Consider the following 15,653-nt stretch of genomic DNA (forward strand, 5'->3'; position numbering starts at 1 on the left):
AGCCGTATGTAGCTAGGTTGTAAAACGCTGAAAACATCCTATTTTTCGGTAACTGACACAATCTCTGATTAAGTGTGAAAAATGCTCGATAAACGTACACCACACCAAAAACACCTTACCGAATGAATGTGCTTTTTATCCTATTTATGAGCTTATGGAAAGTAGCAAATTAGGGACAAGACAATTTATTAGAATAAAAGGCTACATCCTTTTAGGAACATACCCTAGGATAATCTCCCATTCTCCCTTGTATATCTTTTCTAAAAGAAAAATGATGTATCAGTAATAGGTATTGGGTTCTTAGAAATATTCTATAATTCCTTTTTTTAAAAATCAATCCTGCCATAAACTTTTAAAAAGAATGCAGATACTTTTAATTAACAACTTTTTAACCCCTACATACTGTAAGGTATCCTATCTTTTGAGTACTAAAAAAGAAAAATTATGTCTTCTATTAAATTCCTGTTATTAGCAACCTCTTTTCTTTTTACAGTTGGCTGCCAGTCTAAAATCAAAAAAGAGATTCCCGTAACTCCTGAAGTAGAAGAAGTTGTAACGCTAAAACTAACACCACAAGAATTAAGCGCGTATGAAACTGCGTATTTTGCTAGCGGTTGTTTTTGGTGTGTAGAAGCTATTTTTGAAAGTGTAAAAGGGGTTAAAGAAGTAGTTTCTGGTTATTCTGGTGGAAAAGAAAAAAACCCAACCTATGAAGATGTTGGCTACGGAAGAACAACACATGCAGAAGCTGTTAAAGTTTATTATGACCCAAAAGTTATTTCCTTTACAGCACTGGTTCAAGTATTCTTTGGTTCGCATGACCCAACTACATTAAATCGTCAGGGACCAGATAAAGGTGCACAATACCGCTCCGTAGCATTCTACAAAAATGATTCAGAGAAAAACATAATCACCAATTATATAAAAGCTTTAAAAGACCAAGGTGCATACAAAGGCAAAAAAATTACTACGCAAGTAACTCCATTTATCCAATTTTACAAAGCAGAAGAGTACCATCAAGATTACGAAAAAAGAAACCCAAACAATTCTTATATACAGAATGTATCTATCCCAAGACTGAATCGGTTTAAAAAGAATTTTGGAGACTTCTTAAAAGAAGACATGCATTAGATAATGCTGCAATATTTTTTTTTAGGCTAGACACACTTTAATTAAGATTACCATGTACGACACACGTAAAATAAAAATCAGCGTATAAAAGTGAATGCGTACCAGGTTAGAAGCCTAAATTTTAGACTACTCGCACGCTTGGTTCTACCCAGAAGAACATAAAAACAAAGCGTATCTAATAAAAGTAGAGCTCCTATTTCTATTTTAACAATGGGAGCTAATACGGAAAAAACAACCCTATAATTAAGGCTCAAAATTAAAAAAATTATATTTTGAGCCTTAAATTATTGCATGGTTAAATGTTACAGGAACTACCTACTGTCTCATCTGAATCATTTTTTGCATCATATTATACATTTGTTTTAATTCCTCTTCACTCATGGTCTGCATTTCTGGATCATTGGCTGTTGCCATTTTTCTCCAATCTTCATAGGACATTCCCTTAATGCGATCCATATCTTTTTGCATTTCATCCATATCAACATCAAAAGATTCATTATCCATAAAACTTTCCTCTTCTATAACAGGAAAATCCGGAAGTTCAAAACGTGCTTCAGGAACACTATTATTAAATTTAGCACTTGTTGCAACTTTGGTAGTAGTTATACCCGCGATGCTAGCCTCTGATTTAAGTAACACCCCTTTATACAACCACTGTTTTATTCCCATAAGATCCCAAATTTCGCATTCATAGCCCAAAACTACTTCTGACCCTAGTAACTTGCCTCCCATGCTTTCTAAAAGTTCCTTCCCAACCTTACCAGCATCTGCATCCTTCTGGAACATTTTAGTCATTTCCATGGCCATATCGTTAGTTTTCCTAATTTCTTTTCTTTCAAAATCCACAGAATAACTTTCTCCATCGTCTAATTTGTACATGGTGTGTGTCTTTGATGTATCTGTGTTCTTATTACCAAAAATAGATGTTGTGGTAGTCTGTGAAGACTCTTCTTCTTTAACCTCAACAGCACCCCAATTTTTAAAATAAAGGCTTTCTGAACCTGTACCCGAAATTGTAGTGCCTATAGCTTTGCCTGTAATTGTAGATTCCAATTCTACAACACCAGATTTTATTTGATACCGTTTCAATACTTTTTGACCGTTTCCTGTGCAACTTACTAGAGTTGCGCATAAAATAATTAATAGACTCGACTTTTTCATTTGTTCAGATTTTAAAGATTACAAAAGTGATGTTGTTAGCATAAAAGTTCATATCAACATAGCCGTCTTCATTTCTAGAAAAGCTAATAATCCTTGAGGTTATTTTTTTAATTTTTATATACATGACATTATCTAAATAATCACGTTTATCATAGTTTACAATTTTAAACTTATTGAGTTCTAAAACCTAACAGGTCTTTGAGACTTGTTATTACTCAAAATAACACTGACAGTTTGGTAATAATGCCTTAATTTCCTCCCTTGACTTTGCATCAAATTGATTACCAGATGCCTCAAGACTGTATAAATTTGTTAAATTTTCAATAGATTTTGAAAATGTAGACAACTTATTATTTTCTATATAAAGACTATTTAAGTTTGTAAGGCTGCTAAAAGAATCAGGAAGATTTACAATAGTATTATCTGACAAATAAAGACTACTCAAACTTGTTAATTTACCTATAGAATTTGGTAGGCTTATTAGTTGATTCTCATTTAATTTTAAGATTGATAAATTTAAAAGTTCTCCTATAGTTTCAGGAAGACTACTTAATTGATTTTTATCTATATAAAGACTATTTAATTCTATCAAACCACCTATGGTTTCAGGTAATTCTTTTAATTTGTTTGAAGTTAAGAGGAGTTCTTGTAAAGAACTTAATTTACCGATTGATTCTGGCAAAGAAGCCAATTGATTATCTGCTAAATAAATGGAATATAATTTAGTAAGATTTTCAAAAATATCAGGAAGATTTGTGAATTGATTACCACTTAGATTAAGTTCATTTAATTCGGTAAGATTACGTATACCCTTAGGTAGTTCTACTAACTTATTAAAACTTAAGTCTAGTGAAGTTAAATTAATTAACCTTTCTATAGATTCTGGAATTTTTATTAGCAGATTACTTGCTAAAGAAAGCCTACCCAAATTTGCTAGGTCACCCACAGATTCTGGGACTGTAATAATCTGATTATCAATTAGAAATAAAATTTTAAGATTTATTAAACCTCCTATAGATTTTGGTAATTCCGTTATTTTATTTCCACCTAATGAAAGCTCCTTTAAATGGATTAAATCCCCAATAGATCCTGGAATTTTTGTTAGCTTACTGGAAGATATATTTATACTTTGCAAAGTAGCTAAATCTCCAATATTTTCTGGAAGATATGATAGCTCACTTTCCGATACTAAAATTTCCTCTAAACTCTTTAGTTGGCTAAACGTTTTTGGAAAACTTGTTAGTTTACTAATGGATATACTAATTCTTTTTAAGTTTTTAAGCTCCCCTATAGATTCTGGTAAACTTGTAAATTGGTTCATTCGAAATTCTAAACTTATAAGACTTTTAAGTGTTCCTATTTCTTTTGGAATTAATTGTATTTGAGTGTTTACAATACTAAGGTGTTTTAAAAATTTTAAATTTTTAATTGTTTTAGGCAAATTGGTAATTTCCTCGCCACTTAAGTTCAAAGCAAAAACCTGATTTGGGTTTTTTAATGCCTCTTCAAGACTGTTAAATGTCTTTCCTTCTTGGCCATTTATTAATCCATTACTCATTAAAAAAAGTACTACTATAATTAGCTTTTTCATTAATACTATTTTTATGGTGTTATTAAAATTTTACAAACTCTACTCTTCTGTTATTAGCTTTGCCTTCGGGGGTGCTATTATTGTCAATTGGTTTGCTTTCTCCAAATCCGTTAAATTTAAGTCTCTCTCCGGCTATTCCCATTCCAATTAATTTACCCATCACGGTTTTTCCCCTAGCTTTTGAAAGTGTCATATTTACATCATCTCCACCATCGCTATCTGTATGCCCTTCCACACTAAAATTTAAATTAGGTTGCTTCTGCATCAGCTGGTAAATTTTGTTAATTGGCCCCATACTTTCTGGTTTTAGGGTTGCTTTGTTTACATCAAACTTAATTCCGTTTACTATAATTTTTCCTTCGGAAAGTACGCGGTCGTAATATTTTACACCACCTTTGGCTATACGGATGTTTTTAAAGTAAAAAGCTTTATCGGCCTCCAATTCTGCCCAATACGCTTGTAAGCTTAGTCCCGATGGGTTTCCTTCATAATGAGGAATATTTATAACTCTTGTGTCATCCATATATACTTTTAGCTTGCCTTTTGTAAATGCAATGGATACATGAATCCAACGAGCATCTGAGCTATTTCTATAGTCTATTCCCGGAAAATTTCCAGTTACTCCAGCTAATTTTTCACTTACGCCACCAGAGCTTATATCCATATACATTTTATACTTATTAGGGGTTTTTTGGTTTTTATAATCGGTTAGATAAACAGAAATTCTATTTCCCTTAACTGGCTTATAAAAATCAAATTCTATGGTAAATATTTCTGGTAAGTAATCTTCTTTAGAGTTTTTTAAATATGGAATAATCATTGGGCTTCCATCAATAAACATCATTACATTCTCCCCATCAATATTTGCTATTTCAACTTGTCCTTTTATTAAATCCCAACGGCTAGGAAACTCCCCATTCTCTTCCTCTGCACTTGGAGCGTCTTCAAAAATGACCGTATCTCCAGGTACAAAATCGAACTTATTCCAAACTACTTTGGGCTCTACTATCTCTTGATTTTCATTACCTTCTTTTTTAACGGTAGAATTACCCGTCTTTTTCTCTTCTGTTTCTTTATTTTTTTTCTCTTCCTTTTTATCCTTACCGTCTATGGCATCTTCCGCCTTATCAAATTCTTCATCGATTTTTTTATTCACTCTTTTTTCGGCGCGTTCTTCTGCTTCTCTTTCTACTTTAGCTTCTGCCTTTTTAGCTAATTTTTTTAAGAATTGTCCGTGAGTAATTTGTGGTGTACACAAGAAAAAAAGTAACGGTATAAGTCCTTTTAGAAGTGATTTCATCATCGTTGGTTTTTTAGTTTAATTTCTGGTATGAAATTACTCTACTCCACCAAAAAAAATCTCATTTAAAAGGATGATTGTCATCACCTAAAAGGGTGATTTTTCAACTGTAGTTATACTTTTTATGGTAAGAAACCGATTTGAGTTATACGGTGTGCACTTTTTTTAAGGCTTGTATTCTATTATTAACATCTAACTTTGTGTAGATATGCTGAATATGTGTTTTTACTGTATTTTTAGACACAAATAGCTTCTCTGCTATTTCATCATTATTATATCCTTTTGAAATTAAATTAAGAACCTCAACTTCTCTTTTCGACAAATCGAACTGTGCCACACTGGCTTCTATATCCTGAAAACTAGAAACATTATTATCTGAAACCTGTGCTTTTAAACTATTTACTTGTGCTATATATTTTTGCAACTCATTATTTTTTCTTTCCAAAACAAGTCCTTTATTTTTTCTTGTCAAACTTATAATACGTAATAGAAAAACAATAATTACAGCACTTAAAATCGCTACTCCTACTAATAGTAAAAATCGCATTTTTGATTTTTTTACACTTAACGACTTTTCTTCTGCTAGTGTTTGTATTTGCTCATCTTTCTTAGCACTTTCATATTGAATTTGTGTTGCTATCATGTTTTTTTTGGAAGCGACATTTACCAAACTATCCCTAAATTTTGTAGCATTTTTAAACGCAGCAAATGCTCTTTCATGATTATTAGTTCTAAGATAATAGTCTGATAATGCTTTATAACCCAATATGATGTTTTCCTTAGAACGAACCTTCATCGCATTTTCGATACCTAGATTAAGAAATTCTAAAGCCTCTGAAAATTTTTCAGTCTTTGTTTTGTTAACCCCTATATTTATCTGCGTATTACTTAAATACCTTGTATTATTATATTCCTGTAGTATGGGAATGGCTCGCTCGTAATTCGCTGTCGATGTTTTATAATCTCCTTCTTTTTGAGACAGTAACCCTAAAAAACTGTATTGTATAGCTGTGCTTTCTCTTCTATTATGTATCGTAGATAGGTGTAAAGCCTTATTAAAATACACTCTAGCAGAATCATACTTTTTTTGATACAAAAAGACTTCTCCTATATTTGCAAAGGCATACTCTTGCCCCTTTGGGTTCTTAATTTTTATTTCAACATTTAATGCTCGTTTAAATGTCTTTAAGGCTTGGCTGTATTCCTCTGTATCTAATAATAAATTACCAATCCCATTTAATGCTATAGCAATGCTTTTATCATTATTAAAAATTTCCGAAAGGTGTAAAGCCCTTAAATAAATATCATAGGCCTCATTTACCGCATTCAACTTCCTATAGGATACTCCTAGACTATTTAAGCATTTTATTTTTGCCAAGGTGTCTGTACTTTTTTCAAAATAATTTAATGCCCTCTTGTGGTACATTACAGATTGTAGATAGTCTTGCTCATACCTTGAAGTAATACCCATCCTATTGTAACATTTAGCTATACCATTTATGTAAAAAATAGATTCCGAAACTATAAGAGCTTCATCTAAAACATCTTTACGTATCGTTTTTTGATAAATAGACTTTTTATAAAGATCTATTAAATTTTCTACTTTAAGGGTGTCATTATTTTGTCCCTTTATTTTATTAAATTCGGTAGAGATATCAAGGATTGGTTTGGTTCTCTGACCACATAATGGCATAAAAAGAAACCCAAAGAATATAAATAGGATATGAGTAGGTTTAAAACGCATATATAACAGTTGAAGTTACATTTTAAAAAGTACTCTAATTTAACAAATTTCAACCCGTAATAATATAATTTTTCAACAAAAATCAACTAAAAAAATAGTAGATAACAAACAAACTAATAAGACCCTTGAATTTACCTTATTTTAATACAATATCGCTATACTTTGCATTAATAGAAATTTTCTTATTTAAATCTACTTTACTTTCATTTTTACAAGTTATTATATTGCCTTTATCTTCTTTAACAAGACCTAGAGAATCTGGACACGAAATATCACTTGCCTCTCCTTTAACATAAATTAAATAAGATTTATTAGGCAACTCACAAACCAATTCTGCATTTTGCATGGATACATCTATTTCTTCAAAACCATCATCTATATAATTAATTTGTAGTGGTCCAAAATTATTCTTTACTACTAGCCTATTAAATACTTTTTCTAAAGTAACATTTGAAAATGTACTATTAAGATTTAAAAATAAGACTTCATCAATAGTTACATGTTCTGAATAATCCGCTTTTAAGTTTCCGTATTTCCATTTCTGCACACTAACTGGGGAATAAGATGCTGTAATCATTGTTTCATTCCCATCTATAGTATCCCCAAATAAATTACTGTGAGAAAGGGTTGCTTTAAGATTTCTTGTGTTCTCTGCCAATTTCACCTCTCCATGTCTTACATTCATTTTAATTTTAATAGACTTTGGAAACGTAATTTTTATAGTCTTTTTTATTTTAATATTTTTAGAAGCCCCGTTATTAGAAAAATAAAAAGTATTTCTTCCTTTATTAGAGTGGAATGTAGCACGAGCTTCTCTCTTAGCTTCTTGTGACTCTCTTTGAGCTTCTCTTCTTTCTTGAATAACAATTATTCTTTGCTCGTGAGCTTCTTCCCTTTTTCTTTGCGACTCTTCTCTTTTTTTATCTAGCTTTACATACCGTTTTTCTCTTTTCTCTTCTATTTCCTCTTGCTTGGCTTCCATACGCCCGCTCCATGCTTCAATTTTTTTCTGATAATCTTTATTAAAAGATTTATCAAAGTCTTTTTGCCACTTCTTTAAATAAACATCCCCTTCTTTTTTATAGGCACTATAATCAAAGTTAAAATTAGCTATTGGTGGCAAAGGAGGCATATCTATCAATTCTGGCATCTCTGGCATCTCTGGCATCTCTACAATAAAATGCTGCAACTCTGGCATTTCTGGTTTCTCCATATAAAATTCTTCCACATTAAAATCGGAAGTTTTAAAAAACTCATTCTCTCCTTCCTCAGTAGAAACACTTATTTTTTTACTATTCCCCATGATAGAAACAAGGTCTTCTTCTAAAAAATCTTTAGCATCCTCCTCTTTTACTCCTTCTAAAAACACGGTAGCTTCTATAAGAACTTCGTTTTTATCCCAAGTTTTAAATTCTATATCCGCATAGCTAGTATTAATTTCTAGCACAGCACTATCTTTTACCATAAAAGACTCTTGAATTTTTTTACTTTGATTCTGTCCAAAGGATACGTTTGCACATAATAGTATCGCAGCGATTACCTGCTTAATATTTATATTAAATGACTTGTTCATTTTTTGATGATTTTAATTGATTTATTTTCTTCTTTAACTTTTGTAATAATTGCAGACGCAATTGCAAATTCTTTATAATTGCCGAAATAGTTTGATCATTTGGTCCAATTTTATTCAACTCTTTATGAAGTACTTTATACTCTTCATTTAAGGTTGATAATTGTTCCATAAAACTATCTACCATTATTTTATTCTCTTTAGAAACCTGTAAATGAGACAATTCTAAATTTATATTCGTTACATAGTAATTTTCTACTTTTTTTAAATCTGGAGAAAGGTCCCCTAGAGAAATCCCCTCTATCTTTTCTACTCCATTATCCTTAGAAACAACTATGGTTTGTATCTCCTCTGAAGTACTAACTTGCTTATACGTATACATGCCAATACTAACTAGCACTAAAATACTTGCTGCTATTTTATAAAAATTAAAACGGATATCAGTAGCTTTTGGCATTTCCTTATCTAACCGTGTAAGAAAACGATCTTCATGTCCTTTTCCTATAAGCTGTTTATATCCTTTTCGCTCTTCTTCAAAAAGCTTTCTAAGATCCTGTCCCATATCCTTTTCCTTTTAATATTTCTTTTAAGTGCCCCTTTCCTCGTAACAACCTTGTTCTGCAAGCTGTTGGTGTAATACATAATACTTCTGATATTTCATTATGATCATAGCCTTCTAACAAATACATTAACACCACATATTTATATTTTTCAGAAAGACAATTTATAGCGCTTCTAATTTCTTCTATTGTTACTTTACTATCTACAGTCCAATCTTCATCTTCTACAATATGCATGTAGCCTTCATCTAAAGCCACTAGTTTCTCTTGTTTTGTTTTAAGAAAATCAATACTCTTATTTACTACAATTCTCTTTAACCATGCGCCAAATGTTACCTCTCCTTTAAACTGCTCTATTTTCTGAAAAGCTTTTACAAATGATTCTTGTAATACATCTTCTGCATCATCTGCATTTTTTACAAATCGCATGGCAACACAATACATACCATCACAATATTGCTTATACAGTTTTAATTGTGCCTTACGATTGTTAGCTTTACACTTTTCTACTAAATCAATTTGAAACATTGGTTCGTTTCTGTCTTTTTTGGTTGCTTTACTAAACTAAGGACGAAAGAATTATATCGATGTTGCAGAAAACATTTATTTTTATACCGATTTTAAAAAATTGCCCATTTGAAACAAGTTACTATTAATAATAGTTTTATCACCCTTATTGTTTTGGACTACGGAGCCGTAATTCAAAAAATACTTGTAAAAGATAAAAACGGAAATTCTACTAATGTAGTTGTTGGTTATGATTACCCTAGCAAATATTTAAATGATGAATTTTATCTTGGCGCCTGTGTTGGTCGCTATGCAGGACGCATATCTAATGGTGGTTTTGAAATAGACAGAGAGGAATTTTATGTTGCCTCAGAAAATGGAGTGCATTTACATGGAGGAAAAGAAGGATTTAGCAAAAAACATTGGAAAATTATTGAAGTAAATTATAAGAATGACCCTTATGTAAAACTAGAATACCGAAGTAAACATTTAGAAGAAGGCTATCCCGGAAATCTTACAGCTACGGTCACTTATAAACTTGTGAATAATTATTTACATATAACGCATGAAGCAACAACAGATCGTTCTACAGTAATTAATTTAACCAATCATTCCTATTTTAGGTTAGACAATGAAGACTTTATTGATGATTACGACCTACAACTTAATTGCCCTGAATTGCTAGAAACAACAAGACAATTACTCCCAACTGGAGCAACACAATCTGTGCGTGGAACCGAATATGATTTTATTAAAAATCGCAGAATAGGTAGCACAAGATTAGATACCCCTTTTGCTATTGATTTAAGTAGTGAAAAAGTAGGTAAAGTAATGTCTCATAAAACCGGTATATCCATGGAAGTATACACCAACCAACCAGCTGTAGTTATATATACCCCAGAAGCTTTCCCTGGAATTTGCTTTGAAACACAAAACTATCCAGATGCTCCAAACCAAAAGCATTTTCCTAATAGCATTCTAAGACCCGGAGAAAAATACCACAACATTGCCATTTTTAAGTTTGATTTAGTACATTAGAGTCAATTTCCTAAAACACAACACTATGAAAAAGTTAAAATGGGTATTAATCATAGTGGCTTGTATAGCTTTGCTAGTAAAGTTTGTTGCTATGCCTTATATGCAAAAAAAAACCAAAAAGCATAGCCCAGAAAAAATTGTTAATTACCAGAAAAATAACAAAGATTTAAAAGTTGTTTATTCTAGCCCTTCTAAAAAAGGCAGGGTTTTATTTGGTGAGTTAATTCCATACAACCAAGTTTGGCGAACTGGAGCAAATGAACCCACTTCTTTTATAACAGAAACAGACATTAAAATTATAGACAAAGAACTTCCTGCAGGAATTTACTCGCTATGGACTATACCAAACAAAGAACATTGGGATATTATATTTAATAGTGAAATGCCAGAATGGGGTGTTACTATTTTAAGTGGAGGAAAACAAACAACTAGAAACCCTGAAATGGATGTTGTAAAAGTGCAAGTACCTACACATAAAGTTCCTAATATAATAGAGCAATTTACTATAGATTTTGAAGACAACAACAAATTAGCTCTATCCCTATCTTGGGATACTACCAAAATTAATATTCCAATTAATTAAACCCTGGTATTTAGATTCTAAAATAGTTGGGTGCACTAGCAATAAAAAACATAACTTTGCGGCAATTTTAAAATTATTCCATGGGACCTGTTACTAATTCTTTACTTTCTATTGTTGTTCCTTTATATAATGAGGAGGACAATGTTGTTCTATTGACAGAAAAAATTCATGAAAGTTTGGTAGATTATAACTACCAAATTATATACATAGATGATTTTTCTACAGATAGAACTAGAAAAGTTGTTAAGGATATGAAAGATGACAGCGTCCATCTTATTGAATTAAAGAAAAATTACGGACAAAGTTTAGCTCTTGCCGCCGGTTTAGATTACGCGGAAGGCGAATATATTATTACTATGGATGGCGATTTACAAAACGACCCTAGTGATATTCCCCAGATGTTGAGTTATGCTGTTGCAGGAGAACATGATGTTATTACAGGTATAAGACAAAAAAGAAAAGACTCTTTAGTAAAAAAAATACCTTCTAAAATAGCTAACTTTTTAGTGAGGCGAGTTACCAAATTAGATATCAAAGATAACGGTTGCGCTTTAAAGGTTTTTACCAAAGACATTGCCAAAGAACTTAATTTGTATGGCGAAATGCACCGGTTTATAACCTTGCTCGCACATTTAGAAGGTGCCCAAATAAAACAAGTACCTGTTAAACACCATGCTAGGAATGCAGGAGTTTCTAAATATGGTTTAGAACGTGTTTTTAAGGTTGTTGCAGATATGGCTCTACTACTTTTTATACGTAAATATTTCCAAAGGCCTATTCATCTTTTTGGTATTGTAGGTGCTCTATTAATATTTGCCGGCTTAGGTATTAACGCTTATTTACTTATTATAAAGTTTGGCTTTGGAGAAGATATTGGTAGTAGACCACTACTAACCGCTGGTATGATGTTTATTTTTGCAGGCATACAGTTATTTACTATTGGTATTGTAATGGAATTACTAATACGTACCTATTACGAATCTCAGAACAAAAGACCATACAGAATTAAAAAAGTATTTGTTGGTGACAAAGCCTCCTAAACACATTACCGCTGCACTTAAAGTTATTATTAGTGCTATTCTTATCTATTTTATATCTACTAAAATAGATATAAATGAAATAGGTTCTGTATTAAAAAAAGCCAATCCAATATACGTCGTATGTGCTATTCTTTTGTTTGTATTATCTAAAGCAATAGCATCGATAAGACTTAACTTATATTTTCATCAGTTAAACATAAATCTTACAGAAAAAAGTAACCTAAAACTATATCTTTTAGGTATGTTTTATAATCTATTCTTACCAGGAGGTATTGGTGGAGATGCTTACAAGGGGTATCTTATAAAAAAACAATTTAAAATAGATACCAAAAAAATAATTTCTGTTTTGGTTTTAGACCGTTTAAGTGGTCTACTCCTCTTATTTATTTTTGCTTGTATATTAAATTTATTTATGGATATTACTTTACTACAAGACTTTAATATTTTAATAATAATAATAATCAGCCTCTTTACTAGTATTCTTGCTTTCTGGTTTATCAACAAAAAATTCTTCAGTTATACTTTGCCTATTTTCTGGACTTCTTTTACGTTTTCTGCTTTGGTACAATTAGCGCAGTTAGGGAGTATATTCTTAATCTTAATGTCGCTAAACATAGAGACAGATTTAATAGGTTATTTATTAATTTTCTTAATATCCTCTATCGTCTCGGTAATCCCTTTAACTATTGGTGGTATTGGTAGTAGAGAAATTACCTTCTTTTATGGAGCAACGTTCTTAGGCTTAAACGAAACCGTATCTATAAGTATTAGTATGCTGTTTTTCTTAATTACAGCCTTTGTCTCTTTATTTGGAATAATTTTCCATTTTAAAAAACCAAAACTAGAAGAAAACAACCCCACCCCAAGAGTACAAGGGGTTAAATAGGAATTTCCCTTTATTATTACGATACAAGCATCGGGAAATTAAAACCAAATGGGCTATCGCCCTGTGATTAAGAGAAATTAATACACATGTATTAAATGCATCTTATTTAGTACTTTTTTACGGGTAGTAGGGTTCAAAAATTTACCCTGTAGACGAGTAATTCTAAATTGCTTAACGGTTAGCTGATTGTCCCAATCTAAACCAGACTCTTGTAATTGCTGCAAATCGGCATCGCTACCATATATCCAATAATCGCGTTTTCCTTTCAGCTCTTGAATAGTAGTAATACGTACTGGCTCTTGATTATAAAAATCTAAGGACCAAGTGTATTTTGATGATATTTTATAGATTTTATCCGTAGGTATCCTTTCCGCCCTAACCTTTTCTGCCATTGACGAGCCAGCTTGATACTTTAATAAATTTGGATAAAAATGTGTATTCAGTACTAAATTTAAAAGGATAGCACTACCTGCTGCAATACTTATAATTCTATAATAATATGCTTCTCTTTTTAAACAAAAGTAAAGTACAATAATGGATACTGTTAAAAACCCTACGCAAACGATTATTGGTTTGTCTTTAAACACAAAAAAGCAAAACAAACTAGAAGCAATAAATACAATCCCTAAAATAAAATATTGTACTCCTAAAAGATATTTAGTAATCTTACCTTTATTTTTTAGACTTAAATCATACAAATAAGAAGCTGTAAGAACTGCGAATAGAGGAATAGTTACATTTAGATAGTGTGGCAATTTAAACTGCGCAAAACTTATGATTAAAAATATTATGGTTATACCACCTAGAGTTAAAAACTCTTGATTAGGTAATTTTTTAAATTTAGTCTGAACAAATAATCTAGCCTTATTCCAATAAGCAATTACCCCTATTACTGTCCATGGAAGAAACACCCATAAAAAAGTGTGAAAAAAGAAAAAATAATCACTACTATTCTTCCCTATTCCATCGCCACTTAGTCTTTCAAAACTCTGTTCCCAAAAAATAAAGAATATACCACTTCTATGGTCCTTACCACGAATTACTTTTTCAGGATGCAAATCGAATTGATGGTAATAGGCATACAACATAGGCGCAATGCAAATCCCAAAAACGACCACAGCAATTAATACCCTCCAATTTAAAAGTGCTTTCCATTTTCTTACATATGCCATATGACAAAGAAGAGGTATTCCTAAAACAAGAATGGCTATTTGCCCTTTAGTAGAAAATGCAATTGCAGCACCAAAAGCTCCTAAAACAATAGAAAGTATAGATTTAGTCTCAATATATTCTGTTAATTTCCAAATAGCAAAAATGGTGAAACCTGTTAAAACAGCATCTGTCCTTACATCTATGTTGGATAAGAAAATTGTCTGAGCAGTCATAAATATCAATGCTGCCAATTTCCCTGTAGGTTTATTATATAACAACTTCCCTAAACCATAACAACTATATGCTCCCAGTAAAGAGGATAATACTCCTGGAATTCTATACGCCCAATCGTGTAGACCAAATATTTTAAAAGATAGTGCGGCCAACCAATAATGCATATGTGGCTTATCTAAATACTCATTAGGTCCTTTAAATAAATTCAGAAAATCATTTTCTTGAACCATTCGCATTGCCATTACTGCAAATTGCGCTGAATCGTTCTCGAAAAGAGTAACGAACATTCCAGTAATATATACCAGAATAATAAGAAGCATAAAAAACCAATATCTTTTATTAGATATCATATAGAAAATTTCTGAAGTGCAAATATATATAACTTTGTAAATAACCAGCCTAAAAACAATCCTACACCGATTCCTGTAAGGATATCTAAAGGAAAATGAACTCCAATATACACTCTACTATATGCAACCAATGCAGCCCAAATCAATAATAAAATTCCTACATATTTAAATTTTGACTTTAATACATTGGTAAAGAAAACCGCTACTGCAAATGAATTGGCTGCGTGTGCTGAAAAATAACCGTATTTACCTCCGCAATGATTTTTTACAAGTCGCATAAGGGTATTTACTTCATCATCATGGCAAGGTCTTAGTCGTTGCACTCCATATTTAAAAAAGTTTGCTAATTGGTCCGTAACACCAATCATAACACCAACAGTCACTAACAACAATAATGTTCTCTTTAATCCTAGTTCTTTGTAGGACACAAAAAGTAACACAAGGTATATAGGAATAGAATTTACCTTATTGGTTACAAATAACCAAAAGCTATCCCACGCAGGGTTTCCTAAATTATTTAGTTGTAAAAAAAGAGATTTATCTAACTGTAAGAGTTGCTCTAACATGCTAATTATTCTTCGTACCGAGCAACCTCTCTATCGTAAAAACTAGATGCTTCTTCTATAAGAGTTTCTGCTTCTTCCTCTAGTTCTTTCTCATCTTCTTTGGTAAAGTCCTCTAACCACTCTACTTCATCATCTTCCAAATTAATAATAAATCTAGGATATTCTGTATGCACAACAAAAATTGCTGTCGGATAATCTGTATTATCTCCTAATAAAAATTTTGGAAATTCCATGGTTGCT

The 15,653-nt window shown here is 31.6% G+C and carries 15 protein-coding genes; 5 read left to right on the top strand and 10 right to left on the bottom strand.

Annotated features, from left to right (window positions below; genetic code table 11):
- The first annotated feature begins 444 nt into the window (after nt 1-444).
- Nucleotides 445-1,131, top strand: coding sequence for a peptide-methionine (S)-S-oxide reductase MsrA (gene msrA / locus QZZ51_RS08825; protein WP_291868776.1), 687 nt, complete (start codon nt 445-447; stop codon nt 1,129-1,131).
- A gap of 315 nt (nt 1,132-1,446) precedes the next feature.
- Here msrA and QZZ51_RS08830 read toward each other — a convergent pair whose 3' ends face one another.
- The 7 genes from QZZ51_RS08830 to QZZ51_RS08860 all read right to left on the bottom strand — a co-directional run bounded on the left by QZZ51_RS08830 (nt 1,447) and on the right by QZZ51_RS08860 (nt 9,585).
- Nucleotides 1,447-2,292 carry a hypothetical protein gene (locus QZZ51_RS08830; protein ID WP_291868779.1) on the bottom strand — a complete coding sequence of 282 codons (846 nt, stop codon included), beginning with the start codon at nt 2,290-2,292 and terminating at the stop codon, nt 1,447-1,449.
- Nucleotides 2,293-2,503: 211 nt separating this feature from the next.
- Nucleotides 2,504-3,883: a hypothetical protein gene (locus QZZ51_RS08835; RefSeq protein WP_291868782.1), complete on the bottom strand. Its 1,380-nt coding sequence runs from the start codon at nt 3,881-3,883 to the stop codon at nt 2,504-2,506.
- A gap of 22 nt (nt 3,884-3,905) precedes the next feature.
- Entirely contained in the window at nt 3,906-5,186 is a 1,281-nt protein-coding gene (locus tag QZZ51_RS08840) for an OmpA family protein (protein ID WP_291868786.1), read from the bottom strand.
- 142 nt (nt 5,187-5,328) lie between these two features.
- A complete protein-coding gene (locus QZZ51_RS08845; protein WP_291868789.1) occupies nt 5,329-6,927 on the bottom strand; it encodes a tetratricopeptide repeat protein in 1,599 nt (532 codons plus the stop codon).
- Between the two features lie 136 nt (nt 6,928-7,063).
- Nucleotides 7,064-8,500, bottom strand: coding sequence for a hypothetical protein (locus tag QZZ51_RS08850; protein ID WP_291868792.1), 1,437 nt, complete (start codon nt 8,498-8,500; stop codon nt 7,064-7,066).
- Nucleotides 8,484-9,059, bottom strand: coding sequence for a hypothetical protein (locus QZZ51_RS08855; RefSeq protein ID WP_291868795.1), 576 nt, complete (start codon nt 9,057-9,059; stop codon nt 8,484-8,486). Before QZZ51_RS08855 ends, QZZ51_RS08850 begins: the two co-directional genes overlap by 17 nt.
- Nucleotides 9,043-9,585: an RNA polymerase sigma factor gene (locus QZZ51_RS08860; protein ID WP_291868798.1), complete on the bottom strand. Its 543-nt coding sequence runs from the start codon at nt 9,583-9,585 to the stop codon at nt 9,043-9,045. Before QZZ51_RS08860 ends, QZZ51_RS08855 begins: the two co-directional genes overlap by 17 nt.
- A gap of 108 nt (nt 9,586-9,693) precedes the next feature.
- Here QZZ51_RS08860 and QZZ51_RS08865 point away from each other — a divergent pair, with 108 nt between their 5' ends.
- The 4 genes from QZZ51_RS08865 to QZZ51_RS08880 all read left to right on the top strand — a co-directional run bounded on the left by QZZ51_RS08865 (nt 9,694) and on the right by QZZ51_RS08880 (nt 13,111).
- A complete protein-coding gene (locus QZZ51_RS08865; RefSeq protein WP_291868801.1) occupies nt 9,694-10,602 on the top strand; it encodes an aldose epimerase family protein in 909 nt (302 codons plus the stop codon).
- Between the two features lie 25 nt (nt 10,603-10,627).
- Nucleotides 10,628-11,185 carry a DUF2911 domain-containing protein gene (locus QZZ51_RS08870; protein WP_291868803.1) on the top strand — a complete coding sequence of 186 codons (558 nt, stop codon included), beginning with the start codon at nt 10,628-10,630 and terminating at the stop codon, nt 11,183-11,185.
- 80 nt (nt 11,186-11,265) lie between these two features.
- Entirely contained in the window at nt 11,266-12,225 is a 960-nt protein-coding gene (locus QZZ51_RS08875) for a glycosyltransferase family 2 protein (protein WP_291868806.1), read from the top strand.
- A complete protein-coding gene (locus QZZ51_RS08880) occupies nt 12,209-13,111 on the top strand; it encodes a lysylphosphatidylglycerol synthase transmembrane domain-containing protein (RefSeq protein WP_291868809.1) in 903 nt (300 codons plus the stop codon). The genes QZZ51_RS08875 and QZZ51_RS08880 overlap by 17 nt, the downstream gene beginning before the upstream one ends.
- A gap of 77 nt (nt 13,112-13,188) precedes the next feature.
- Here QZZ51_RS08880 and QZZ51_RS08885 read toward each other — a convergent pair whose 3' ends face one another.
- The 3 genes from QZZ51_RS08885 to QZZ51_RS08895 are packed head-to-tail and all read right to left on the bottom strand — an operon-like array spanning nt 13,189 to nt 15,646.
- Entirely contained in the window at nt 13,189-14,847 is a 1,659-nt protein-coding gene (locus QZZ51_RS08885) for a glycosyltransferase family 39 protein (protein WP_291868812.1), read from the bottom strand.
- The gene (locus QZZ51_RS08890; protein ID WP_291868814.1) at nt 14,844-15,413 is read right to left on the bottom strand and encodes a phosphatase PAP2 family protein; all 570 of its coding nucleotides are present in this window, start codon (nt 15,411-15,413) and stop codon (nt 14,844-14,846) included. Before QZZ51_RS08890 ends, QZZ51_RS08885 begins: the two co-directional genes overlap by 4 nt.
- A 5-nt stretch (nt 15,414-15,418) precedes the next feature.
- Nucleotides 15,419-15,646, bottom strand: a complete 228-nt coding sequence (locus QZZ51_RS08895; RefSeq protein WP_291868816.1) for a hypothetical protein — start codon at nt 15,644-15,646, stop codon at nt 15,419-15,421.
- Nucleotides 15,647-15,653 lie beyond the last annotated feature (7 nt).

This window comes from Maribacter sp. (assembly GCF_016744255.1).
Taxonomy (GTDB): domain Bacteria; phylum Bacteroidota; class Bacteroidia; order Flavobacteriales; family Flavobacteriaceae; genus Maribacter_B.